Annotated in this window: 23 protein-coding genes and 1 riboswitch; of the genes, 8 read left to right on the top strand and 15 right to left on the bottom strand. The window is 68.4% G+C overall.

The window, feature by feature from the left end:
• Positions 1-89: 89 nt before the first annotated feature.
• The 10 genes from hemL to hemE all read right to left on the bottom strand — a co-directional run bounded on the left by hemL (position 90) and on the right by hemE (position 11,131).
• Complete coding sequence (hemL, locus tag AC6JAM_RS15685) at positions 90-1,421, bottom strand: glutamate-1-semialdehyde 2,1-aminomutase (protein ID WP_018768560.1); 1,332 nt, start codon at positions 1,419-1,421, stop codon at positions 90-92.
• 33 nt (positions 1,422-1,454) lie between these two features.
• Entirely contained in the window at positions 1,455-2,531 is a 1,077-nt protein-coding gene (locus tag AC6JAM_RS15680) for an LLM class flavin-dependent oxidoreductase (protein WP_497935223.1), read from the bottom strand.
• Positions 2,528-3,511 carry a porphobilinogen synthase gene (gene hemB, locus AC6JAM_RS15675; protein WP_018768562.1) on the bottom strand — a complete coding sequence of 328 codons (984 nt, stop codon included), beginning with the start codon at positions 3,509-3,511 and terminating at the stop codon, positions 2,528-2,530. The genes AC6JAM_RS15680 and hemB overlap by 4 nt, the downstream gene beginning before the upstream one ends.
• Positions 3,512-3,568: 57 nt before the next feature.
• Positions 3,569-4,450 carry a uroporphyrinogen-III synthase gene (locus AC6JAM_RS15670; protein ID WP_497935222.1) on the bottom strand — a complete coding sequence of 294 codons (882 nt, stop codon included), beginning with the start codon at positions 4,448-4,450 and terminating at the stop codon, positions 3,569-3,571.
• 7 nt (positions 4,451-4,457) lie between these two features.
• The gene (gene hemC, locus AC6JAM_RS15665; protein ID WP_018768564.1) at positions 4,458-5,456 is read right to left on the bottom strand and encodes a hydroxymethylbilane synthase; all 999 of its coding nucleotides are present in this window, start codon (positions 5,454-5,456) and stop codon (positions 4,458-4,460) included.
• Complete coding sequence (locus tag AC6JAM_RS15660; RefSeq protein WP_134163770.1) at positions 5,453-6,700, bottom strand: ferrochelatase; 1,248 nt, start codon at positions 6,698-6,700, stop codon at positions 5,453-5,455. Before AC6JAM_RS15660 ends, hemC begins: the two co-directional genes overlap by 4 nt.
• A complete protein-coding gene (hemQ, locus tag AC6JAM_RS15655; RefSeq protein ID WP_018768566.1) occupies positions 6,697-7,398 on the bottom strand; it encodes a hydrogen peroxide-dependent heme synthase in 702 nt (233 codons plus the stop codon). The genes AC6JAM_RS15660 and hemQ overlap by 4 nt, the downstream gene beginning before the upstream one ends.
• Positions 7,399-7,511: 113 nt before the next feature.
• Positions 7,512-8,438, bottom strand: a complete 927-nt coding sequence (locus tag AC6JAM_RS15650) for a hypothetical protein (protein ID WP_497935221.1) — start codon at positions 8,436-8,438, stop codon at positions 7,512-7,514.
• 112 nt (positions 8,439-8,550) lie between these two features.
• Positions 8,551-10,032 (bottom strand): protoporphyrinogen oxidase, encoded by a 1,482-nt coding sequence (gene hemG / locus AC6JAM_RS15645; RefSeq protein ID WP_497935220.1) that lies wholly within the window; start codon positions 10,030-10,032, stop codon positions 8,551-8,553.
• A gap of 4 nt (positions 10,033-10,036) precedes the next feature.
• On the bottom strand, positions 10,037-11,131 hold the full coding sequence (gene hemE / locus AC6JAM_RS15640) for a uroporphyrinogen decarboxylase (RefSeq protein ID WP_043424792.1): 1,095 nt from the start codon (positions 11,129-11,131) through the stop codon (positions 10,037-10,039).
• Positions 11,132-11,289: 158 nt separating this feature from the next.
• Between hemE and AC6JAM_RS15635 the strand changes: the two genes are divergently transcribed.
• On the top strand, positions 11,290-12,615 hold the full coding sequence (locus tag AC6JAM_RS15635; protein WP_144599983.1) for a glutamyl-tRNA reductase: 1,326 nt from the start codon (positions 11,290-11,292) through the stop codon (positions 12,613-12,615).
• A gap of 107 nt (positions 12,616-12,722) precedes the next feature.
• Here AC6JAM_RS15635 and moeB read toward each other — a convergent pair whose 3' ends face one another.
• Positions 12,723-13,922, bottom strand: coding sequence for a molybdopterin-synthase adenylyltransferase MoeB (moeB, locus tag AC6JAM_RS15630; RefSeq protein WP_056394059.1), 1,200 nt, complete (start codon positions 13,920-13,922; stop codon positions 12,723-12,725).
• Between the two features lie 84 nt (positions 13,923-14,006).
• Between moeB and AC6JAM_RS15625 the strand changes: the two genes are divergently transcribed.
• The 3 genes from AC6JAM_RS15625 to AC6JAM_RS15615 are packed head-to-tail and all read left to right on the top strand — an operon-like array spanning position 14,007 to position 15,269.
• Positions 14,007-14,672: a TetR/AcrR family transcriptional regulator gene (locus tag AC6JAM_RS15625; protein WP_018768572.1), complete on the top strand. Its 666-nt coding sequence runs from the start codon at positions 14,007-14,009 to the stop codon at positions 14,670-14,672.
• Positions 14,673-14,720: 48 nt separating this feature from the next.
• Positions 14,721-14,945: a DUF3107 domain-containing protein gene (locus AC6JAM_RS15620; RefSeq protein WP_018768573.1), complete on the top strand. Its 225-nt coding sequence runs from the start codon at positions 14,721-14,723 to the stop codon at positions 14,943-14,945.
• Positions 14,946-14,966: 21 nt separating this feature from the next.
• Positions 14,967-15,269 carry a hypothetical protein gene (locus AC6JAM_RS15615; RefSeq protein WP_018768574.1) on the top strand — a complete coding sequence of 101 codons (303 nt, stop codon included), beginning with the start codon at positions 14,967-14,969 and terminating at the stop codon, positions 15,267-15,269.
• Positions 15,270-15,356: 87 nt separating this feature from the next.
• On the opposite strand, the gene AC6JAM_RS15610 is transcribed toward AC6JAM_RS15615, so the two are convergent.
• The 3 genes from AC6JAM_RS15610 to thiO all read right to left on the bottom strand — a co-directional run bounded on the left by AC6JAM_RS15610 (position 15,357) and on the right by thiO (position 17,711).
• On the bottom strand, positions 15,357-16,172 hold the full coding sequence (locus AC6JAM_RS15610; RefSeq protein ID WP_056394063.1) for a thiazole synthase: 816 nt from the start codon (positions 16,170-16,172) through the stop codon (positions 15,357-15,359).
• 4 nt (positions 16,173-16,176) lie between these two features.
• Complete coding sequence (gene thiS / locus AC6JAM_RS15605) at positions 16,177-16,413, bottom strand: sulfur carrier protein ThiS (protein WP_056394066.1); 237 nt, start codon at positions 16,411-16,413, stop codon at positions 16,177-16,179.
• The gene (gene thiO, locus AC6JAM_RS15600) at positions 16,410-17,711 is read right to left on the bottom strand and encodes a glycine oxidase ThiO (RefSeq protein ID WP_224084007.1); all 1,302 of its coding nucleotides are present in this window, start codon (positions 17,709-17,711) and stop codon (positions 16,410-16,412) included. The genes thiS and thiO overlap by 4 nt, the downstream gene beginning before the upstream one ends.
• A riboswitch (TPP riboswitch) is annotated at positions 17,705-17,823 on the bottom strand. (Overlaps the previous gene by 7 nt.)
• Positions 17,824-17,850: 27 nt before the next feature.
• Here thiO and thiE point away from each other — a divergent pair.
• The 4 genes from thiE (at position 17,851) to AC6JAM_RS15580 (ending at position 22,995) form a co-directional block, all read left to right on the top strand.
• A complete protein-coding gene (gene thiE / locus AC6JAM_RS15595; protein WP_134163764.1) occupies positions 17,851-18,582 on the top strand; it encodes a thiamine phosphate synthase in 732 nt (243 codons plus the stop codon).
• A 36-nt stretch (positions 18,583-18,618) separates the two neighbouring features.
• Positions 18,619-20,124, top strand: a complete 1,506-nt coding sequence (locus AC6JAM_RS15590; protein ID WP_144599985.1) for an RNB domain-containing ribonuclease — start codon at positions 18,619-18,621, stop codon at positions 20,122-20,124.
• A gap of 289 nt (positions 20,125-20,413) precedes the next feature.
• Entirely contained in the window at positions 20,414-22,114 is a 1,701-nt protein-coding gene (locus tag AC6JAM_RS15585; RefSeq protein WP_478223155.1) for a DEAD/DEAH box helicase, read from the top strand.
• An 8-nt stretch (positions 22,115-22,122) separates the two neighbouring features.
• The gene (locus AC6JAM_RS15580; RefSeq protein WP_056394077.1) at positions 22,123-22,995 is read left to right on the top strand and encodes a DNA-methyltransferase; all 873 of its coding nucleotides are present in this window, start codon (positions 22,123-22,125) and stop codon (positions 22,993-22,995) included.
• On the opposite strand, the gene AC6JAM_RS15575 is transcribed toward AC6JAM_RS15580, so the two are convergent.
• Entirely contained in the window at positions 22,992-23,840 is an 849-nt protein-coding gene (locus tag AC6JAM_RS15575) for a PHP domain-containing protein (RefSeq protein ID WP_018768582.1), read from the bottom strand. The genes AC6JAM_RS15580 and AC6JAM_RS15575 overlap by 4 nt on opposite strands.
• Between the last annotated feature and the right edge of the window lie 67 nt (positions 23,841-23,907).

Genomic DNA, 23,907 nt, shown 5'->3' with positions numbered 1-23,907 from the left:
CCTCGCATGCAGTGGGATTTGTCCGGAAGGCGGGGATTTTTCGTCCCGGCGGCAGGTTCACGACGCCGGGACGCGCCTTTTCGCTGTTCCTACCCCTGGGCGGCGGCTGCGGCCCTGGCTGCCGCGGGAAGGGCGTCGTAGATCCGGTTCATGGCATCATCGTCGTGCGCGGCGGAGAGGAACCAGGCCTCGAAGACCGACGGCGGCAGGTACACGCCGGACTCCAGCATGGAGTGGAAGAACGGCGCGTAGCGGAACGCCTCCTGGGCCTGGGCGTCGGCGTAGTTGTGGACGCCGTGGGCCGAGGTTCCGAAGGCCACCGAGAACAGGTTGCCGGCGAACTGGATGGAGTGGTCTACCCCGGCGGCATCCAGGGCGTTGGACAGCGCGGAGGACAGTTCGAGGGACCGGACGTCGATGAAGGAATAAACGTCCCGCGTGGCGTGCGTCAGGGTTGCCACCCCTGCCGCCATGGCCACCGGGTTCCCGGAAAGCGTTCCGGCCTGGTAGACCGGGCCGGTGGGGGCCAGGTAGTCCATGACGTCGGCACGTCCGCCCAGTGCCGCCGTCGGCATTCCGCCGCCGATGACCTTGCCGAAGGTGAGCAGGTCCGGAGTCCAGGGGTCCTCGGCATCCGGCGCGCCTCCGGTGAGGCCCCAGTAGCCGGAGTAGCCGGTGCGGAAACCGGTCAGGACCTCGTCGACGATGAGCAGCGCGCCATGCTCGCGGGTGATCCGGGAAAGCCCTGCATTGAACCCTTCGGCGGGGGTGACCACACCCATGTTGGCGGGCGCCGCTTCGGTGATGACGGCCGCGATATTGGATCCGTGCGTGGCGAAGGCTTCCTTGACGGCCTGGAGGTCGTTGTAGGGCAGCACCAGGGTTTCGGCGGCGGTGGCTTCCGTGACGCCGGCGGAACCGGGCAGGGCGAGGGTTGCCACGCCGGAGCCTGCAGCGGCCAGGAGTCCATCGAGGTGGCCGTGGTAGCAGCCGGCGAACTTGATGATGAGGTTGCGGCCGGTGAACCCGCGGGCCAGCCGGACCGCCGTCATGGTGGCTTCGGTGCCGGTGGAGACCATGCGGAGGCGCTCGACGGCGGGGACGCGCTCCTTCACGATTTCGGCCAGGTTCGCTTCGTCCGGGGTGGAAGCGCCGAAGGAGAGGCCGCGGTCGACGGCGGCGTGGACGGCATCCAGCACGGCCGGGTGGGCGTGCCCCAGCAGCGCCGGGCCCCAGGAGCAGACCAGGTCCACGTATTCCTTGCCGTCGGCGTCGGTCAGGTAGGGCCCCTTGGCGGAGACCATGAAGCGCGGCGTCCCGCCGACGGAGCCGAAAGCCCGGACCGGCGAATTGACTCCGCCCGGCATCAGCTGGCGGGCGCGGTCGAAGAGTGCCTCGTTGCGAGGATTGCTGGAAGTCATGGTTTCTATTCTCTCAGTTAGCCGGAAGCGCAGTCAGCCGGCGAGCAGCTCTGCCACCCGGGGCGCCACCGCGGTGCCCATCAGTTCGATTGAACGCATCATGGCCGCGTGCGGCAGCGGTCCGTTGCTGTATTTCAAGTCGAAGCGGTCCACACCCAGGTTCCGCTTGAGCCGGACGATTTTTTGGGCCACCGTTTCCGGCGATCCGACGTAGAGGGCGCCTTCCGCGGAGCACAGGGCATCGAACTCTCCCCGGCCGGCCGGTCCCCATCCGCGTTCGGCGCCGAGCTTGTTGCGCAGCTTCAGCCAGTGCGGGAACAGTTCTTCCCGGGCCTGCTCATCGGTGTCGGCCACGTGCCCGGGCGAGTGCGTGGCCATCTGCTGCATGGGGTGCCCGTACTTGGCCATCGCCTCCCGGTAGAGGTCGGCAAGCGGCCGGAAGCCGCGCGGCTGGCCGCCGATGATGGCAAAGATGATGGGATAGCCGTACTGGGCGCAGCGCAGCACCGATTCTGGTGTTCCGCCCACCCCGATCCACGTGGGCAGCAGGTGGTGCTCCAGGGGCGGATAGACGCTCAGGCCGTGCAGCGCGGGCCGGGTGCGGCCTTCCCAGTGCACGGGCTTTTGCGCGCGGACCTTGTCGAACAACTCGAGTTTCTCTTCGAACAGGACCTCATAGTCGGCCAGGTCCAGGCCGAACAGGGGGAAGGATTCGATGAAGGATCCGCGCCCCAGCATCACTTCGGCGCGGCCGTTCGAAATGGCGTCCACAGTGGAAAAGCGCTGGAAGACACGGATGGGGTCATCCGAGCTCAGGACCGTTACGGCGGGGCCCAGCCGGATGCGGGTGGTGCGGGCGGCAGCGGCGGCCAGGAAGACTTCCGGCGCTGACACCGCGTAGTCCTTGCGGTGGTGCTCACCCACGCCAAAGGCATGGAGCCCGACGGCGTCGGCAAGTTCCGCCTGTTCCAGCAGTTGGCGCAGGACCTGGGCGTGCGGCTGCTGGCTGCCGTCCGGAGCCTCGCCAACGTCACCGAAGGTGTTCAGGCCGAGGAGGATGCGGTCCTCCCCCACCGGCGCGGTGGGTTCCGCGGCCTGCCCGGCTGTCACCGGGCTTCCTTCAGCCAGCCGGCCAGTTCGGCGGCCCAGTACGTGAGGACCATGTGGGCCCCGGCCCGCCGGATGCCCAGGACGGACTCGGTGATGGCTGCGCGGCGGTCGATCCAGCCGTTGGCGGCGGCGGCCTCGATCATGGCGTATTCACCGGAAATCTGGTAGGCGGACACCGGGACGGGACTCATCGCGGCAACGTCGGCCACGATGTCCAGGTAGCTCATGGCCGGTTTGACCATGATGATGTCCGCGCCCTCGGCGAGGTCCAGTTCAACCTCGCGGAGGGCTTCGGTGCGGTTGCCGGCATCCATTTGGTAGGTCCGCCGGTCGCCCTTGAGCTGTGAGTCCACCGCTTCGCGGAACGGCCCGTAGAACGCCGAGGCGTACTTGGCGGCGTAGGCGATGACGGAGGTGTTGGCATATCCGGCTTGATCCAGGGCCGACCGGATGGCGGCGATCTGGCCGTCCATCATGCCGGAGGGGCCCAGCATGTGCGCGCCGGCCTCCGCCTGTGCAACGGCCATCCTGGCGTAGATCTCCACGGTGCGGTCGTTGTCCACGTACCCGTCGGCGTCGAGGACTCCGCAGTGGCCGTGGTCGGTGAATTCGTCCAGGCACACATCGCTCATGACCACCAGGTCATCGCCCACTTCGGCGCGGACGTCCCGGATGGCCTTGTTCAGCACTCCCTCCGGGTCGAGTGATGCCGAGCCTTCGGCGTCACGGGTTTCCGGGATGCCGAAGAGCATGATGCCGCCCAGGCCGAGCTCAACGGCCTCCGCCGCGGCCCGCTTGAGCGTGTCGGTGGTGTGCTGGACCACCCCCGGCATGGAAGTGATGGGGTTGGGTTCCGTCAGTCCCTCGCGGATGAAGGCCGGAAGGATGAGTTCCGCCGGCGAGAGGCGGGTTTCGGCGGTCAGCCGGCGCATGGCGGGGGTGGTGCGCAGGCGGCGGGGGCGTTGGTTGGGGAAAGTCATGGGTCCTGTCCTTCGCGTTGTTCTTGAAGCTTGAGGGGGCATACCGGGGCGGGGCGGTCAGGGCGGGTTGAGGGCCTTCGCGACGGCCGCCACCAGCCCGTCCGGTGTGGGCTCAGCCGCCACCGCAGCCACGTCCAGGCCCAGGGCAGCAGCCTGGTCCGCCGTCGAACGGCCGATCACCACCAGCCGGCAGCCGCCCAGGGGACCAAGGGCGGAAATACGGCGTACGGCGCTCGGCGAGGCGGCGATCACGGCCGCTATGCGCCCTTCGGCGATGTCCGCGGCGGCCGTTTCGGGCGTCAGGAGGGAGTACGACGGCGGGTGCTGGCCGGCGTCGCCGTCTTCCGGCTGCACGGCGAGCCTGCGGTCGGCTGCCGCCGGATAGTCGACGGTGCGGTAGGCCGTTACGGCGGTGACGGCGCTGCCTGCGGCAGCGAGGCCCTCTGCCAGTGTGCCGGCTGCGATGTCCGCCTGCGGCAGCAGGATCCTGCCGCCGCCGGGCCATACCGCGAGGAGGCCGGCGGCCGACTGTTCGCCGGCGGGGGTGAGGGCGGGTTCCAGCCCGCCCGCCGACAGCAGCCTCCGCGTGGCGGGGCCGATCGCGGCGATCCGGGTACCGGAGGGGACCAACTGGCCCAGGCCAAGGCCACGCTCGGCGGCCTTTTCCATCAGGACATGCACGGTAGTGGCACTGCTGACCACCAGCCAGTCGAAGGCCCCTGCCGCCAGGGCGTCGCAGGCGACGTCGAGCGCGTGCTGGTCCGGGGCCCGTTCGAAGTCGATGAGCGGCAGCAGCACCGGCGTCGCGCCGGCTCCGGCCAGGGCCTCCACCAGGGCACCGGACCGCTCCGGGCTGCGCGTGACGAGGACGCGGGCTCCGCCCAGCAGGGATTGGCTGGGTGGAATCTGCGGTCCGGACCTGCGGGAAGGCTGCGTCATCGCCGGGTCAGGACGCCTGCAGGTCTGCGATGTCGGCGGCTCCGGCGGCAAGCAGCGCTTCGGCCAGCTCGATGCCCAGCAGGGTGGCCCCGACTTCCGTGAGTCCGTCCGTGGCGCGCTTGTCCCGGACCGTTGCGGTGCCATCGACGGCGCACACCACGGCTTCCAGGTGCAGCATGCTGCCCTTCCGGTAGGCATAGGCGCCTACCGGGGCTGCACAGCCTGCTTCGAGCCGGGCCAGCAGGGCGCGCTCTGCCGTCACGGCAAGGCGGGTGTCGGGGTCGTCCAGGGCAGCGAGGGCTTGGGCCAGGACCTCACGGGATCCTTCATCCGATCCCGGTTTGGGCGGCGCGTCGGCAGTACGGCACTCGATGGCCAGTGATCCCTGTCCGGCCGCGGGCAGCATCACGTCCGTTTCGAGGTACTCGGTGACGGCGTCCAGCCGGCCAATGCGCTCAAGGCCGGCGGCAGCAAGAACCACGGCGTCCAGGTCGCAGGATTTCCCGGGGACCACTTGGTCAGTGGAGTTGCCTGGCAGGCCGGGAACACGGCCCAGGCGGGTGTCCACGTTGCCGCGGATGTCGACAATGTCCAGGTCGGCGCGGGCCGCCCGCAGCTGTGCAGCGCGGCGGGGCGACCCGGTGCCGACCCGGGCTCCGGCAGGCAGGTCGGCCAGCTTGAACCCATCGCGGGCGCACAGGACGTCGCGGACGTCCACCCGGCGCGGCGTGGCGGCAAGGCTGAGTCCTACGGCCGCACCGGTGGGCAGGTCCTTGAGCGAATGGACGGCGACGTCGCACTCACTGCGCAGCAGCGCGTCGCGCAGGGCCGCAACAAAGACGCCCGTGCCGCCCATCTGGGACAGCGACCCGGTGAGGACGTCACCGTCAGTGCGGATGTGCACCAGTTCCACCGGGAAACCCCCGACGGCGGCGAGCTGGTCCGCGGTCTGCTGGGTCTGGGTGAGCGCCAGTTTGCTGGCGCGGGTTCCAATCCGGACCGTCACGGCTGCGCCGTCTCGCCGGCATCCCCCGAGGGATAAGGGTCATGCCCCGTGCCCACGGTGGTGTCGGCTCCTGCAATCGTGGGTTTTTCGCCGCGGAAGTTGGCGCAGCAGCCCGGGCGGCAGACGTCGTACCAGGGGCCAAGATCCGTCAGGGCGGGACGGTCGCTGATGTTGTTGGCCACCGTCCGCTCGCAGATGAGGTCCACAAGTCCATTAACGAACGTGCGGTGGGTACCGGGGGTGGGGACGCGGGTGGCCGCAAGGCCGAGGTTTGCGCACGTTTCCATGGCCTCGGTGTCCAGGTCCCAGACAACTTCCATGTGGTCGCTGACAAAGCCCAGGGGGACGATGACGATGCCCTTGACGCCCTGCCCGGCGAGTTCCTCGATGGCGTCATTGATGTCCGGTTCCAGCCACGGCACGTGCGGGGCGCCCGAACGGGACTGGTACACCAGGGACCACGGTGCCGTCAGGCCGGTTTCATCCTGGACCCGCCCGATGACGGCCGCGGCGTTGGCCAGGTGCTGCGCCACGTAGGCGGACCCTTCCTCGAACTCACGCGGCTCACCCTCGGACCGCCCCGCGGCCTCAGCATCCCGGGTAGGGATGGAGTGGGTGGCAAACAGGATATGGACGGGCGCGTCGGGGCTTCCGGCGTCGGCAAGCTTGGCGCGGACATCGGCCAGTCCTGCGGCAGTTCCCTCGACGAACGGCTCCACGAAACCGGGGTGGTCGAAGTACTGGCGGACCTTGTCCACTTCCAGCCGGCCGTCCAGGCCGGTCTCCGTCAGGGCCATGCCGATGTCCTCGCGGTACTGGCGGCAGCTGGAGTAGCAGGAGTAGGCACTCGTGGTGAGCATCAGCACCCGGCGGTGGCCGGCGTCGTACGCTTCCTGCAGGGTCTGGGGGATGTACGGCGCCCAGTTCCGGTTGCCCCACAGCACGGGCAGGTCGATGCCGCGGGCAGCCAGTTCGGCTTCCAGCGCTGCCTTGAGTTCCCGGTTCTGCTGGTTGATGGGGCTAACGCCGCCGTTGGCGCGGTAATGGTGCGAGACTTCCTCGAGCCGCTCGTCCGGGATCCCCCGGCCGCGCGTGACATTGCGGAGGAACGGGATGACGTCCTCCTGGCCTTCCGGACCGCCGAAGGAGGCGAGCAGGACGGCGTCGTAATTCTTGGGGGCCATGCGCCCGGCCTCGGTGACGGGGTTCACGGCGGTGGCAAGTGTGGGGTCGAGCGGGTTCATGCGAGCACCTCTGCTACTTCTTCGGCGGTGATCCGGCGTCCGGTGTAGAACGGAACTTCCTCGCGGACATGGTTGCGGGCCTCCGTGGCGCGCAGGTGGCGCATCAGGTCCACGAGGTCCACCAGTTCGGGTGCTTCCAGGCCGAGGATCCATTCCCAGTCCCCCAGGGCGAAGGAGGAGACGGTGTTGGAGATGACCTGGGGGAAGTCCCTGCCCAGCAGGCCGTGGTCGCGGAGCATCTTGCCACGCTCGGCCTCCGGCAGGATGTACCACTCATAGGAGCGCACGAACGGGTAGACGCACAGCCACTCGGCCGGAGCGACGCCCCGCGAGTAGGCGGGCGTGTGGTTCTTGGCGAACTCCGCCTCGCGGTGGACGCCCATGGCGGACCACACGATCTCCGTGCCCGCGAAGAGGGGGCTGCGGCGGATGTCGCGGATGGCCTGCTGCAGCGCCTCGGGCTTGGGGCCGTGGAGCCACACCATGACGTCGGCGTCGGCGCGCATGGCCGAGACGTCGTAGCTGCCCCGGTGCGTGACGCCGGCCGCGGCGAGCCGCTCCAGCAGCGCTTCGAAGTCGGCGGCGGCATCGGCGCTGCGGACCACTGACTCTGACCGCTTGAATACCGTCCAGAGGGTAAAGAACTGCTCGGCTGATTCTTCGGTTTTAGTGACAGATTCGGCAGAAGTGTGGCTCATGGTTACAAGTTTGCCCCTTCGCTGCCCCCAAGGCGAAACCGAAGAGTTCTACAACTCGTAGAAGTGAGCAAAGTCACGTTTGCCTGCCGTGGAGGGCTTCCGGCGCCGCATCCTCAGGGGCGGCGCATGCGCAGGAAGACCAACCCGGCGGCGGCACCCACGCCAACCAGTCCGGCGCCCAGCCACACCATGGCATCCGGCATGTCCGGCAGGGGGCCGGTGGAGGAAACGGCGCGGCCCGGGCCCGCGGGTGCAGCGGCAGCCTGCGGAACCCGGGTGGGCTGGGACTGGCGTGCATTGATGGACAGCGCGGTGGGCAGCGACGTGGGCAGGGTGGGAGAAGGCGCAACCGCTCCCCCACTCGCGGCCGGGCCGGCCGCATCTCCACCGGCCTCTCCACCGGTGGCGGTACCTGCCGCCCCGCCGGGGGCTGCTACGGCATCCTGTGAACCGGACGCCTGGCCTGCCGCTTCTGTTCCAGGCGAGGGAGGCGTCGGGGCCGGGGCGCCCCCCGCCGGGGAGGTACCGGCCGCGGGGGCAACCCCTGGCGCGGTGGCTGAGGTGGGCCCCGGTTGGGTGCCGGATCCTGGTCGGGTTGCCGTGGAGGATGCTCCGCCGGCCGGCGCCGCAGTCGAGGTGGTCGGGCCGCCGGTCACCAAAGGCGTTCCGGAGACTGTGGGCAGCGGGACGTCCGGTAGCGGCAGTCCCGTCATCGAAGCCTGCGCTGTGGCCTGTGCCGTCGCCGTCGTCGAACCGGGTGCGAGCGACGCCTTCACGGCCGGCAGCAATGCTCCCGGCACGGCAGGGATGGCCGGAACCTTGCCACGAGGGGTGGCAGTTGAACCGTCCGCGGCCGTTCCGGCCGGGGACGCCTGCGCTGGGGAGTCTTGAGGAGGGGGAACCGCGTCGTCAGCCAAGGACGCCTGCACGCCGGTGGAAAGAACCAGTACCGCTCCGAACGCAGCGGCTGCAGTACCGCGTCGGAGTCCCCCATGGATACCGGTCCGGGACATGGAAAGCTCGGACCTGTGTTGAACCATAGTCATCGACCCTAACCAGAACGGATGGCCGATTGAAAACCGGGAAGGGCCGCGGGGTGTGCGGGTGGATACTGCCAAGAACCCGACGCGCCGGGCTGACCAGCACCGATGCCTAGGCGGCGGTTAATTGGCCGATTTGCTCACGTGCGTCGGCAACGACGGCGGCGAGGCCGTTTCCGGCCACCCAGCCGCCCACGACAGCCAGGCCACCGGCGGCGGTGCAGGCCTGGCGGATCTCTGCTGCCCGGGCGCGGTGCCCCACGGCTGCGAACGGCAGCGAGCCGCGCCATCGGACAACGTCCCATCCGCGCACGTCCCCGCCGGCGATCTGGAGGCCCAGGAGAGCGGAAGCGTCCCGCAGGGCGGCTGCGAAGAGCTCGTCATCGGTTTCCGGTCCGGCAGGCTGGTGCACCGAAGCGCCGTCCACCCAGCCGTAGGAAAGGCGCACCACGTGGCGTCCCTGGCCGGCAGCAGCCGCCAGCCAGTCCCATTTGCCCGTTGCATGCGTCAGCGCCTTTGCCTCGATGCCCGGCGTTTGCGGGGCCACCAGGATTCCTGTCCCCCGGGGCCGCCGGTCAAGGTCCGGTTTGTCCAGGACCATGGTGACCAGCTTGACGTCAGGTCCGGACGCAGGCTTCTTCCCTGCGATCAGCGGGACGGCATGTTCCAGCAGTCCGACGGCGGCCGGGCCATCCACGGCCACCACCAGCAGGGCGGTGCGGAAGGCTGCACCGTCGGCCTCCACCAGCCAGCCTTCAGGGGTGCGGGATACAGAGGTGGCAGCGGTGTTCGCCAGCAGGGCGACGCCCCGTCGCCTGAGATCTTCCACCAGTGCCTCCACCAGGGTGTGCATGCCGCCTTCGAGGCCCGCGACGGCGGAACCGGCCTTGGCAGGTTTTCCTGCTTGGCCGGGCTGGAGTGGGGTGCCGGCGCCGGCTGCCCCGGAATTCTCACCGGCCCCGCGCCGCTGGGCCGAAACCGCGGCAGCGAGGGAACCGTGCCGGCGCAACCCTGCCCGCAGCCCTGGAGCCACCATGTCGACGTCGAGCAGCCCGGGATCTGCGGAGTGGACGCCGCCCACCACCGGCGAGACCAGGCGCTCCAGCACCCGCGAACCCATCCGGGCCCTGACCAGCGCGGAGACGCTGGTGACGCCCGCACCGGCGCCCACGGAAGCGGGCAGCAGCCTGTCCAGGGAGGCCCGCAGCGAGCCCAAGGTACCCAGGGTGCGCCGGACTTCAGGATCCCAGGGGTTGGCGGGGATGCCCAGGACGCCGGTCCTGGGAAGTTCGCGGGCACCATCCGGAAGCTGCACCCACGCACCTCCGGGGCGGGGCGGAACGATCCTTGCGCCCAGGCCAAGTTCTGCGCACAGCCGCGCGACGGCGTCGGACCGCGTGGCGAACGACTCGGCGCCACTGTCCAGCGTGAGGCCCGCTACCGTGTGGCTGCCCACGCAGCCGCCCCACGCCGGGCCCGCCTCCAGGACCGTCACCTCGTGGCCGGCCGCGGCGAGTTCCCGGGCGGACAGCAGCCCGGAGATTCCGCCGCCCACCACCAGTGCCGTGCCGGGCCTCGCCGCAGAACTGCCCATGTGGCTACTCCGGCGAGATGGAGTGGATGAGCTCCACCACCCGGGTCAGGACGTCCGGGTCGGTTTCGGGCGGCACTCCGTGTCCCAGGTTCAGGACGTGGCCGGGGGCGGCGGAGCCGGCGGCGATGACCTCGCGGACATGGGCCTCGAGGATGTCCCAAGGAGCCGCCAGCAGTGCGGGGTCGATGTTTCCCTGCAGCGGGACGGTTCCACCCAGCCGGCGGTTGGCCTCATCGAGCGGCAGCCGGTAGTCGACGCCCACCACATCCACACCCACGTCGCGCATGGCAACGAGAAGTTCGGAGGTGCCGGTGCCGAAGTGGATGAGCGGAGCCCCGAGGTGGCGGACATGGTCCAGGGCGCGGGCCGACGCCGGTGCAACGTACTTGGTGTAATCGGCCAGTCCCAGCGAACCCGCCCAGGAGTCAAAGAGCTGGGCGGCGGACGCGCCTGCCTCCAGCTGGGCCTGGAGGAACATGCCCGAGGCATCGGCAGCCCAGTTGGCCAGGGCGGTCCACGTCTCCGGATCCGCATGCATCATGGTCCGCGGGCCGAGGTGGTCACGGCTGGGTTTTCCTTCCACCATGTAGGCGGCCAGGGTGAACGGTGCGCCGGCAAACCCGATCAGCGGCGTCTTGCCCAGTTCGGCCACGGTCAGGCGGACGGCTTCGCGGATGGGTTCCAGGGCTTCCCAGGTGAGCTGGGGCAGGGCGGCAACGTCGGCCGCCGTACGCACCGGCATGTCAAGGACCGGGCCCACCCCGGGAACGATGTCCACGCCCACGCCGGCGAGCTTCAGCGGGATGACGATGTCCGAGAAGAAGATGCCCGCGTCCACATCGTGGCGGCGTACGGGCTGGAGCGTGATTTCGGAGGCCAGCTCCGGCCGGAGGCAGGAGTCCAGCATGGCGATGCCCTCGCGCACCTTAAGGTATTCCGGCAGCGACCGGCCCGCCTGCCGCATGAACCAGACGGGACGGCGGGACGGCTTGCCTCCGCGGTAGGCCGTGATCAGCGGTGAATCCGCTGTGCGGCCGTCCATCAGTGGATGGTCTGCGGCAAGGGCGCCGGCAGCGGAGACGGCAGGGCTAGGAGTCATGCTTTTGATTGTGCCGAAAAAGAGCTGCAAAAGATAACGACAACCTGTCGCTGGCAACGCGGGCCAGGGGGAGGTGGCGCGGATCACGGTGGAATGTGGCGGTTATCCTTTCCGGTGGTTGTTCTACCAGGCAACGAAAAAGCTATGATTGGTCTGCTGTGGTTCTTTTCTCATTGGTGGCTACACACGCCGACATCGACCTTGAAACCGTTGCTCAGTTGAGCAACGGTTCCTCCGGGATTGCCGCATCCGCGCTCACCGAATCCCCCGCCGTGGCAGGGGCAGTGGTGCTGGCCACCTGCAACCGCTACGAAATCTACGGCGAAGCTGCCAACCCCAACGACGTCGAAGCAGCCCGGGCGGCACTCGTGGCCCGGATCAGCGAGGCCAGCGGACTGGCCGAACCCCTCGTCTCACGTTCCTTCAGCACACGCACCGGACCCGAGGTGACCCAGCACCTGTTCGCCGTCAGCGCGGGACTGGACTCCGCCGTCGTGGGTGAACGCGAAATCGCCGGCCAGGTGCGGCGGGCACTGATTACCGCCCAGCACGACGGCACTGCCAGCGCCGGCCTCATCCGGCTTTTCCAGGCCGCCTCCAAGACAGCCAAGGATGTTGGCGCGCAGACGGCGCTCGGTTCCCGCGGCCTGTCCATCGTCTCGGTGGCACTGGACCTTGCCACCGATCTTTCCGAAAACCCGGACTGGACAACCAAGAAGGTTGTGCTGTTCGGGACCGGCGCCTACGCCGGGGCCACCATGGCACTGCTGCGTGAACGCGGCTGCACGGACATCTCCGTTTACTCCTCGTCCGGCCGGGCCGAAGGATTTGTCGCCTCGCGCGGCGGGACCGCCCTGGACGTGGACTCGCTGCGGTCCGCAGTGGCGGCTGCGGACGTCATGATCGGGTGCAGTGGGTCGGACACCCGGGTCGAAGCCGACGAGCTCGCCCAGGTGCGCGCCGATTCGCCGCAGCCCCTGATCGCCATCGACCTTGCCCTCACCCACGACTTCGACCCCGCCGTCGGCGAGCTGGACGGCGTGGAACTGCTCACCCTGGAATCAGTCCGCCTGGCCGCGCCGCAGGAACAGGCGGAATCGCTGGCCCAGGCCAGCGGCATCGTGAAGGGTGCCGCCAAGGCCTTCGAGCAGGAGCGTGAAGCCCGCTCCGTCGATTCAGCCATCGTTGCCCTGCGGCGCCACACCATGAACGTCCTGGACGCGGAGATGGAAAAGGTCCGTGCCCGCCACGGCTGCACCGCCGCCGCCGAGGAAGTCGAGTTCGCCCTCCGCCGCATGGTCAAGCAGCTGCTGCACGTACCCACGGTCCGCGCCCGCGAACTCGCTGCGAACGGCCAACAGGACGACTACGTTGCTGCGCTGGAGGCCCTGTACGGCATCACTGTCGAACAGCCCGCCACCGCCGCCCCTGCCGCCGTCGAGGCCGAATGCCCGGTGGACCACCAGGGCCGCGAAACCGCCTGACCACGCCCCATCACTACCTGCACTATTTACGGCAACGCCCCATCACTTTCTTCTGGAAAGTGATGGGGCGTACTCCAAAAGGGCGCGGGAAGTGATGGAGCGTCCCGTCAGTAGACGGGCTTCTGGGGTTCCACCTCACGCACCCAGGCCAGGATCCCGCCGTCAAGGTGGCTGACCCGCTGGTAGCCGGCCTGCCGTGCCGCTGCCAGCACGTTCGCGGACCGGGTGCCGGCCTTGCAGTGGAACACGATGTCCCGGTCCTGCGGAAGTTCGTCCCACGCCTCCCCGGCAAGGATCCGTCCCTGCGGGATCAGTTTGGCCCCGTCGATCCGGACGATGTCGTATTCCCCGGCTTCGCGGACATCTACCAGCTCGAAATCCTTGAGCCCGGCTTTCCGCGACGCCAGCATGGTGGCCAGCTGGGTAGCGGTGACTGTATGTTCCGTGTCCGCCTGCGAGGCGGGAGCGATGCCGCAGAAAGCCTCGTAGTCAGTGAGTTCGGTGATGGGTTCCGCCGCGGGGTCCTTCGACACCCGGATCTCCCGCCAGCTGCCGCCCAAGGCGTCAAAGAGGGCCACGCGGCCCAGCAGGGAACGCCCGACGCCGGTGATCAGCTTCACTGCCTCGGTCACCATGAGCGATCCCACGGCAGCGCAGAGCATGCCGAACACACCGCCCTCGCCGCAGGACGGCACGGACCCCGCGGGGGGAGCCTCCGGATACAGGTCGCGGTAGGTGGGCCCGTGCTTCTCCCAGAACACGCTGACCTGGCCGTCGAACCGGAAGATGGAACCCCACACGTAGGGCTTGCCCAGGATGGCCGCGGCGTCGTTCACCAGGTACCTGGTGGCGAAGTTGTCGGCCCCGTCAAGGATGAGGTCGTACCCCCGGAACAACTCCAGGGCGTTGGACGCGTCAAGGCGCAGGTTGTGCAGCCGGACATCCACCAGCGGATTCAGCTCCGCGATGGCATCGCGTGCCGACTCGATCTTGGGCCGGCCCACGTCGCTGACGCCGTGGATCACCTGCCGCTGCAGGTTGCTCAGGTCCACCACGTCGTCGTCGACGATTCCAATGGTTCCAACGCCTGCCGCGGCCAGGTACAGCAGGGCCGGGGCGCCCAGGCCGCCGGCACCGATCACCAGCACCTTGGCGTTCTTGAGCCGCCGCTGGCCCAGGGCACCGATCTCGGGAATGATCAGGTGCCGGGAGTACCGTTCAACCTCGGCAGGGGTGAGGCCGGCGGCCGGTTCCACCAGCGGATCCAGGGAATGGGTTGAAACATTTGCGGTGAAAGACGAAGCCATACTTCAATGTATGCCCCGGGATACCGCCGGGTCATATTACCCCGCAGTAAAGTGAAGGTAACTGCAATGGAAAGAAGGACAACTGTGGTCCCTGAAGCACGGGCTGACCGCCCGCCCGCCGCCGAACCGCAAACTCCCTCCCGCCCCGCAGGCCATCGGTCCGCCCGGCTGCCCCGGGATGAGCGCCGCGCACAGCTGCTTGCCGCCGCCCAGGAGGTGTTCGTGGCCAACGGCTACCACGGCGCGGCCATGGATGAAATTGCAGAGACCGCCCATGTCAGCAAACCGGTGCTGTACCAGCACTTTCCGTCAAAGCGGGAACTCTACCTCGCACTGCTCGAGAGCCACCTTGCGTCCCTGACCGAGTTGATGCTGGGTGCCCTGAATTCCACCACGGACAACGATGAACGGGTCCAGGCCGTCATGCGCGCCTACTTCCATTTCATCGCCAGCGACGACCAGGCCCACCGCCTGGTGTTCGAGTCCGACCTGATCAACGACCCCGACGTCAGCTCCAGGCTGGAAACCTTCAACCGGACCTTCGCCGACGCCATCGCCAGGGTCATTGCCGAGGACACCAAGCTCCCCCACCTCGAGGCCGAACTCCTTGGCCGCGGACTGGCCGGAATGGCGCAGGTCAGCGCGCGGTACTGGCTGGAAACGGACGGTAACCTGGACCTCAACGTGGCCAGTGACCTCATCTACCGTTTAGCTTGGCGCGGAATCTCTCGCTTCCCCAAAGAGTCCTAGACTACAAATAAGACATCATCGACGAACTTCACAGGCTGGGAGGCCCCCTTGGAAATTAAGATCGGCGTTCAAAACGTTGGCCGCGAGATCGTGCTGGAATCGGACCAGGACGCGGAGACTGTGGCCAAGGTTGTTGGCGAAGCCATCACCGGAGGCAACGAACTTCGCCTGAAGGATGAAAAAGGACGCCTGATCATTGTTCCGGGCAACGCTCTGGCCTATGTGGAAATCGGTGCCGAAGAGGTTCGGCGCGTAGGTTTCGGCCAGTTCTAGTCCCCGGTTCCAAGGAGATCCATGCTTTCGCTGTCCATCGTGGTGCTGGCCACTGTCGCCGGCGGCTTCGTCGTCTGGGCCAATGACAAGCGGCACGCCAAGTACGGTGCGGCGCTTCCGGCCGGCGTCGCCGCGGGTGCTGCGGCGCTGGTGTGGATCATTCTGATGGCGGCCGGTTTCGGCTACCTGCCCGGGCTGACCTGGCTTCCCTGGGTCCTGCCCATCGTTCTGGGCATTGCTGCCGCCATCGCCGCCGTCGCCTATTTTGGCCGTACGCGGGCGCGCCATGATGCGGAACGGCTCACTGCGATCCTGCGGCGCTGAGCCGTCGCTGGCAGGCTCCCAGGCATATGGCTGTGGCCACCACCCAGGCGGGTGGTGGCCACAGCCCTTTAAGTGAATGGCCGATGCCTAGAGGAACTCGGCCCGGCCTTCCATGGCGGATGAGGCGAGGGCATGCTCCCGGCGCGGGATGCGCCCGGCCGCCCGGGCCATCCTGCCCGCGATCACCGCGTGCTTGAAGGCTTCTCCCATGAGCGTGGGGTTCTGGGCGCGGGTCACGGCCGTGGCCAGCAGCACGGCGTCGCAGCCCAGCTCCATGGCAAGGGAGGCGTCGGATGCCGTGCCGATGCCGGCATCCAGGACCACGGGCACGGAGGCCCGGGAAACGATGAGCTCAATGTTGTGCGGGTTCAGGATCCCCAGGCCGGTGCCGATCGGGGCACCCAGCGGCATGACGGCGGTGGCTCCAAGGTTCTCCAGCCGCAGGGCCAGCACAGGATCGTCGTTGGTGTAGGCGAAGACCTTGAAGCCGCGGTTGACCAGCTGCTCGGTGGCCTCGACCAGTTCCACGGCGTCCGGCAGGAGGGTTTGTTCATCGGCGATGACCTCCAGTTTCACCCAGTCTGTTTCCAGGGCCTCCCGGGCCAGTTCCGCGGTAAGGACCGCGTCCCTGGCCGTGAAGCAGCCGGCCGTATTGGGCAGGACCCGGATTCCATGATCCACCAGCAGCTGGAACAGCGAGCCGGTTTCAGCCGTGGAGTAGCGCCGCATGGCCACGGTGGTCAGTGCGGTGCCGGAGGCAAGGAGCGCCGCGCCCAGGCCATCGAGGCTGGGCGCTCCCCCGGTGCCCATGATGAGCCTGGAACCCAGCGCGACGCCGTCGATCACCAGGGCGTCGCCGGCACCGGCGTTTCCTGCAGGGTTGATGGTGCTGGTTTCGGTCATGGCGTCAGCCTCCCTGTACTGCTGTAACAAGTTCGATGTCGTCGCCGTCGGCGAGCGCGGTGGCGAACCATTGGCTGCGCGGCACCACCTGGGCATTGTGCGCGACGGCGACGCCGAGTTTCCCGCCGTCGGTCGCCTGTCCGTTGTCCGCCAGCGGGCGTCCGGTGACCTCGCTGACCAGCGTGGTGATCGAAGCTCCGTCGGCCACCGTGTGCGGGTTTCCGTTAAGGGTGATGTTCACGCAGTCTCCTTGATGTGGGGGCTTGTTGCTGCCGTTGCCGGCCTGGAAAACCGGTCCGGGCTGAAGGGACCCCAGCGGGGATCGGCCCTGCCGTCCAGCAGTTCCCTGCAGATGGCCGCCGCGGCGGGAGTGAGCAGGACTCCGTGCCGGAAGAACCCGGTGGCGATGATGAGTCCGGGGACGTGCCCGGCCTGTCCTCCCCCGGCGCCCGGAGCGGCCGGCACCCGGCCCAGGAGCGGCGCGTTGTCAGGGGTACCGGGGCGGGCGCGGGCGGTGCATTCCAGGAGTTCGAGTTCAGCGACGGCGGGCACCAGAGCCTGCGCATCCCGCAGCAGCTGGTAGACGCCGCCGGCACTCACGGCATCGGAGCGGGCGTCCTCCCGCTGCGTAGCTCCGATCACCACGGTCCCGTCCTGCCTGGGAACGATGTACACGGGGATGCCGTGGACCAGGCCGCGCACCGTTGACGTCACCAAGGGCTGAAGGTGGCGGGGAACGGCAAGGCGCAGGATATCCCCGTGCACGGGCCGCAGCGGCAGCTCAAGGCCGTCCGGCAGGCCGTCAAGCGCCCCCGCCTGCAGGCCATTGGCCACCACGGTCTCCGTTGCCAGCACCGTGCCGCCGCCGGCCAGGCGGACCCCGGAAACCGTTCCGCCCTCCCACAGCAGCCCGGCTGCCCGCTCCGGCACGGCAAAACCTTCCACTGCCCCGGCAACCGCCAGCTGGGGCTGCTCCTGCGCCGCGCCGGCCAGGGCCAGCCGCAAGGCGGCCACCAGGCGCCGGGGATCCACCTGGTGGTCCGCCGGGGTATCAAGTGCGCACGCAATGGCCGGGCTGAGCAGCGGCTCACGCTTCCGGGCCTCCCGCACGGTCAGGGGTTCCACCGCCAGCCCGTTGGCCTGCTGGACTGTGCGCAGGTCCATCAGCGCCCGGCGGTCGGCCGCGTCGGCACCCACGGCGAGGGTCGGCGTCGTCAGGTATCCGGAATCCGCGCCCGTTGCCCTGCCCAGCCCGGCGGCGAACCCGGGCCAGCGCGATGATGCGTCAAGCATCAGTTCCAGGAGCTCTTCCTCCTGGTAATGCAGTTCGCTGACGGGAGCCAGCATGCCGGCCGCCGCCCAGCTGGCGCCGGTACCGGGCGCGTCATCAATGAGGACCACCGAGCGCCCGGAACGCTGCGCCTCCCAGGCAATGCCGTGCCCCACCACTCCCCCGCCGATGACGGCAACGTCGGCCCGGAGGGTGGAGGGAATGGAGCTGCGGGCGGACCCGGGGTGATGGGTGAAGGGGGTACGCATGTGGGTTCCTTCCCTACGCCGGCATTAACCGGATCAGGTCAAGCGGTCGGCTCTGACGCCCTCTCAGCCCGGCGCTTTGTGACAGCCGCCGCGGGCTCCCGCAGTACCAGCCCAGTTTAGAGGAACTAGGCTTGCACGCATGAATGTGTCCACCCCATCCTTTCCCGCCGGCCACCACGCTCCAGCCACCGAAGTCGTCAATTCACGGGACAACGACGCCCTGAAGGCAGCCCGCCTGTACCTCTGCACCGATGCGCGCCGGGACCGCGGCGACTTCGCGGAGTTCGTTGACGCCGCGTTCGCCGGTGGCGTGGACATCATCCAGCTGCGCGACAAGACCATCGAGGCGGCCGAGGAACTGGACCTCCTGGCGGTGCTGAAGGAATCCGCGGTACGGCACGGAAAGCTGTGGGCGGTCAATGACCGTGCGGACATCGCCGTCCTCTCCGGGGCACCGGTGTTCCACATCGGCCAGAAGGACCTGCCGCTGGCGGCGGCGCGCACGCTGGTCAACGGCAACGCCGCCATCGGGCTCTCCAGCCACACCACCGGGCAGGTGGACGCCGCCCTGGCAGCAACTGCCGGACCAGCCGGGCTGGACTACTTCTGCGTGGGTCCGGTCTGGGCAACCCCCACCAAACCCGGCAGGTCCGCCGTGGGCACTGACCTGGTGAAGTATGCCGCCGAGGCCTCACGGCAGGCGGCGGACCCCGTGCCCTGGTTCGCCATTGGCGGCATTGACCACGGAAACGTCCACCAGGTGGCGGAAGCCGGTGCGCGCAGGATCGTGGTGGTGCGCGCCATCACCGAGGCCTCCGATCCCGCCGCCGCTGCCGCCTCCCTCCTCGACGCATTGGACGCCGCCGCCTGATGCCATATCGGCGGACTTGGAGCTACGCTGACTTTTGTGTCACATCATCGGCTGGCTCCAAACGTCCATGACCACAGGAACGCCCTGGAAGAGGCGTTGGGCCTGCTGCGCACCGAACTTGAACTGCCGGGACCGTACCCGGCTGAGGCAGTGGCGGATGCCCGGGCCGCTGTGGCAGCGCTGAAGCTTCCGTCCTACGACCTGACCGCCGTCCAGTTCGTGACCATCGATCCGGCCTCCTCCACGGACCTGGACCAGGCGGTGTTCATCGAACCGGACGGGAACGGCTACCGGGTAATGTACGCGATCGCCGATGTGCCGGCGTTTGTTGCGCCGGGAGGTCCCCTGGACGCCGAGACCCGGCGCCGCGGCCAGACGTTCTACGCTCCGGACGGCCGGATTCCGCTGCACCCGGAAGTGATCAGCGAGGGGGCAGGAAGCCTGCTGCCGGGCCAGGATTGTTCGGCTTTCGTATGGGACTTCACGCTCGACGGCGACGCAACGGTTGTGTCGGTGGGCGTCAGGCGGGCGCGGGTCCGCAGCCGCGACAAGCTCAGCTACAAGGGTGCGCAGGAAGACCTCGACGCCGGGACGGCCTCGCCGGTGCTGCGGCTCCTCCGCGAGGTGGGCCTGAAGCGGGTGGCCCTGGAGCGGGAACGCGGCGGGGCCAGCCTCAACATGCCCGAGCAGGAAATTGTCCAGCTGCCCGACGGCGGCTACCGCATTGCTGCCGTACCGCAGCTTCCCGTGGAGGACTGGAACGCGCAGATTTCCCTGATGACCGGGATGGCCGCCGCGCAGCTCATGCTGGAGGGCAAGGTGGGAATCCTGCGCACCATGCCCGCCCCGGACGAACGGTCGCTGAAGCATTTCCGGCTGCAGACCGAGGTGCTGGGCAGGCCCTGGGACGGTGAAGTCAGCTACGGCGAATACCTGCGTTCCCTGGATCCCACCGATCCCCGCCAGCTGGCCATCATGCATTCCGCCGGCATGCTGTTCCGGGGCGCCTCCTATACCGCCTTTGACGGAACGGTCCCCGAGGACGGCGTGCAGTCTGCCATCGGCGCGGCCTATGCCCACACCACCGCGCCGCTCCGCCGCCTGGTGGACCGCTTTGTGCTGGTGATCTGCGAGGCCCTCAGCAATGGCGGGGATGTTCCGGACTGGGCGCGGGAAGCCCTGCCGCTCCTGCCGGGCATCATGGCCGGATCGGACCAGCTCGCGTCCAGGATGGAACGACTGGCCCTGGACACCGTTGAGGCCGCGCTGCTGCTGAACCACATCGGGCAGGAGTTCGATGCGATCGTGATTTCCGGCTCCCGGCCGCAAAACGGAAACGGGAATGGAAACGGGACCGGGACGGTGAAAAACGGCAACGGGAAGAACGGAAACGGCAGCGGAAGTTCGGGCATTATCCAGATTGCCGAGCCCGCGGTCACTGCCCGGTGTGCCGGCGAGCTGGAGTCGGGTACCAAGGTCCGGGTCCGGCTGGTTTCCTCGGACATCACCACCCGCGAGATCCATTTCGAGCTCATCCCGTAAGCGGCGGCGGCCGCGGCAGGCGGGCCGAAACGTGTTTCTGCGACCTTGCAGCTAGACTGAGAGGGTAGAAATGGATGCCCGGTCGTTGATTTCCTTGATTTGAAACCAACAAGCCCGCCCCTACGCGATCTTGAGATTTGCCCGTTGGTCACCAGTGCCAGCATTAGATAGCCCGCGATCGGCTTCCACTGGAATCGCTTGCGCGCCTGAGCGTGCTCCGGAACGGCCAGTCCTGGCCGGCCCGTTGAGCAGGCAGCGCCATTGCCCAAATGAATAAGGAAACTCCCCCGTGAGTGAATTGCATACCCACCAGCTCCTGAGCGATGAGACCGGCACGGAAACCATCGAGCCGGAAGAAACCATCATCTCCGACGAGACCCCGCACGAGATCGCGGAGAAGTCCTTTGCCGACTACAACGTCCGCGAGGACATCGTGGAATCCCTGGCTGACGCCGGAATCACCCACCCGTTCCCCATCCAGGCCATGACCCTTCCGGTGGCGCTGGGCGGCCACGACATCATCGGCCAGGCCAAGACGGGCACCGGCAAGACCCTGGGCTTCGGCATCCCCGCACTGCAGCGGGTCATCGGGCAGGACGACCCCGGCTACGCCAAGCTGGCCGTCCCGGGAGCCCCGCAGGCCCTGGTCATCGTCCCCACCCGCGAACTGGCGGTGCAGGTGGCCGGTGACCTGGTGACCGCTTCCCGGAAGCGCAACGCGAGGATCGCCACCATTTACGGCGGCCGCGCCTACGAGCCCCAGGTGGAGGCCCTCAAGCAGGGCGTCGAGGTTGTGGTGGGTACCCCCGGCCGGCTGATCGACCTTTTCAAGCAAAAGCACCTGAGCCTGAAGAACGTCAAGATCGTGGTGCTGGACGAAGCTGACGAGATGCTGGACCTTGGCTTCCTGCCGGATGTCGAGACCCTCATCGCGGCAACTCCCGCAATTCGCCAGACGCTCTTGTTCTCCGCCACCATGCCCGGTCCGGTCATCGCCATGGCCCGCCGCTACATGACCCAGCCCACGCACATCCGCGCCGCGGACCCTGAGGACGAGGGCCTTACCAAGCGCGATATCCGCCAGCTGATCTACCGTGCGCACAGCATGGACAAGATCGAAGTGGTGGCACGCATCCTGCAGGCCCGCGGCCGCGGACGGACCATCATCTTCACCAAGACCAAGCGCACCGCCGCAAAGGTGGCCGAGGAACTGGTGGACCGCGGCTTCGCTGCCGCTGCCATCCACGGTGACCTGGGGCAGGGCGCCCGTGAACAGGCACTGCGGGCATTCCGCAACAACAAGGTGGACGTCCTGGTGGCCACCGATGTCGCGGCGCGCGGCATCGACGTCGAGGACGTCACCCACGTGATCAACTACCAGTGCGTGGAAGACGAAAAGATCTACCTGCACCGGGTGGGCCGCACCGGCCGCGCGGGCAACAAGGGCACCGCTGTCACGTTCGTGGACTGGGACGATGTTCCCCGCTGGGTGCTGATCAACAAGGCGCTGGGCCTCAACGTGCCCGAACCTGTCGAAACCTACTCCTCCTCGCCGCACCTCTTCGCGGACCTCGACATCCCCGTGGGGACCAAGGGCCGGCTGCCGCGTGACAAGCGGACCCTGGCTGGCGTCGACGCCGAGGTGCTTGAGGACCTGGGCGAAACCGGCAAGAAGAACAGCCGCAGCGGCAGCCGCGACGGCGGCCGGTCCCGGGAACGGGACGGCCGTGGGCGGGAAAGCCGCACTGGCAGCCGCGAAGGTTCCCGCAGCGAAGGAAGCCGCAGCGGCGGCGACACCGCGCGCAGCGGCGAGCGCCGCCGTCGGACGCCGGACTCCGCCGCCGCTCCCGCGGCCGAGGCTGCCGCACCCGCAACGGGCGGCGAACAGCCTTCACGCACCCGCAGGCCCCGGACCCGCACCCGCCGCCGCAACGGCGAAGTGGTGGCAGGCGCCGACACGGGCACGCAGCCTGGCACGTCAGAGGGCTAACTGCCCCGATGACTGACACTGTTTGGGCGCCGGACGGCGGCAGCCTGGTGGTACACGCTGACAACGCGGAGTACCTCCCCACGCTGCCGGACGGCGCCTTCACACTGATTTACGTGGACCCGCCCTTCAACACGGGCAGGCCGCAGCTGCGCCAGGAAACCAGGATGGTGGTTAACGCCGGCGGCAGCGGGGACCGCGTGGGCTTCAAGGGCCGCTCCTACGACACCATCAAGGGCGCCCTGCACCGCTACGATGACGCGTTCAGCGACTACTGGTCCTTCCTGGAACCCCGGCTGGTGGAGGCATGGCGCCTGCTGGCCGACGACGGAACCCTCTACCTGCACCTGGACTACCGCGAGGTGCACTACGCCAAAGTGATGCTTGATGCGATCTTTGGCCGCGAATGCTTCCTGAACGAGATCATCTGGGCCTACGACTACGGCGCGCGGGCCAAAAACCGGTGGCCCACCAAGCACGACAACATCCTGGTGTACGTCAAGAACCCGGCGAAGTACCACTTCGACAGCGCCGAGGTGGACCGCGAGCCGTACATGGCGCCTGGATTGGTAACGCCTGCCAAGCGCGAGCTGGGAAAGCTGCCCACCGACGTCTGGTGGCACACCATCGTCTCACCCACCGGCAAGGAGAAGACCGGTTACCCCACGCAGAAGCCGGAGGGCCTGGTCAGGCGGGTGGTGGCCGCCTCGAGCCGGCCCGGTGACTGGTGCCTGGACTTCTTCGCCGGCTCCGGAACGCTGGGGGCCGTTGCCGCCAAGCTTGGCCGGAAGTTCGTGTGCGTGGACCAGAATCAGCCCGCCATTGACATCATGGCCAAGCGGCTGGGCGCGCACGCCACCGTTGCCTCGTTCCAGCCCAGCTAGGGCCGGACGACGGCGGCTCCCGTGCCGAGTGCCTCGATCCGCGCGAGCATGTCGGGTGCCGTGAGGTTTTCGCCGAGCAGGTTGGGCTTGCCGGTGCCGTGGTAATCGGAGGAACCGGTAATCAGCAGGCCGTGTTTGGCCGCGAGCCTGCGCAGGAAGTCCCGGCCCTCTTCCGGGTTGTCCCGGTGGTCGATCTCCAGGCCGGCCAGCCCGGCGTCGATCATGTCGCGGTAGGTCCGCTCCCCCACGATCCGTCCCCGTGCGGACGCCACAGGGTGGGCGAACACGGGCACGCCGCCGGCGGCGCGGACAAGTTCGACGGCGGTGGCCGGGTCCGGAGCATAGTGCGGGATGAAGTACCGGGACCGGGAGGTGAGGATGGAGGCGAAGGCTTCCGAACGGTCCTCCACCACGCCCGCCGCGACGAGGGCGTCTGCGATGTGCGGCCGTCCAAGGGTGGCGCCGGGTGCCACGTGGTGGATCACGTCATCCCACGTCAGCGGGTAGTCCTCCGCCAGGATGGTGACCATCCGTTCGGCCCTGGTGAGGCGGGAATCCTTGGCCTTGGTGATTTCCTCCAGGAGGCCGGGATGGGTGGGATCATGCAGATAGCTCAGCAGGTGGACGCTGATGCCCTCCTCCGTCCGGCATGAAACCTCCATGCCCGGTACCAGTGCCACCCCGCAGGTTGCTGCGGCCGCTGCCGCCTCCGCCCAGCCTGCCGTGGAGTCGTGGTCGGTCAGGGCCACCACATCAAGGCCGGCACGCGCGGCGGACGCCATGACATCGGCGGGCGTTTCGGTACCGTCGGAAACATTGGAGTGGGCATGCAGGTCAATCCTCACTGGTCCAGCGTAGTGGACCACGGCCCCGGGACCCGGCTGTCCTGTTCGCTTAGCCGGGATGCTGGTG

The organism is Arthrobacter sp. GmRoot5-12, assembly GCF_059739365.1.
This window is presented reverse-complemented; position numbering and strand designations above follow the sequence as displayed.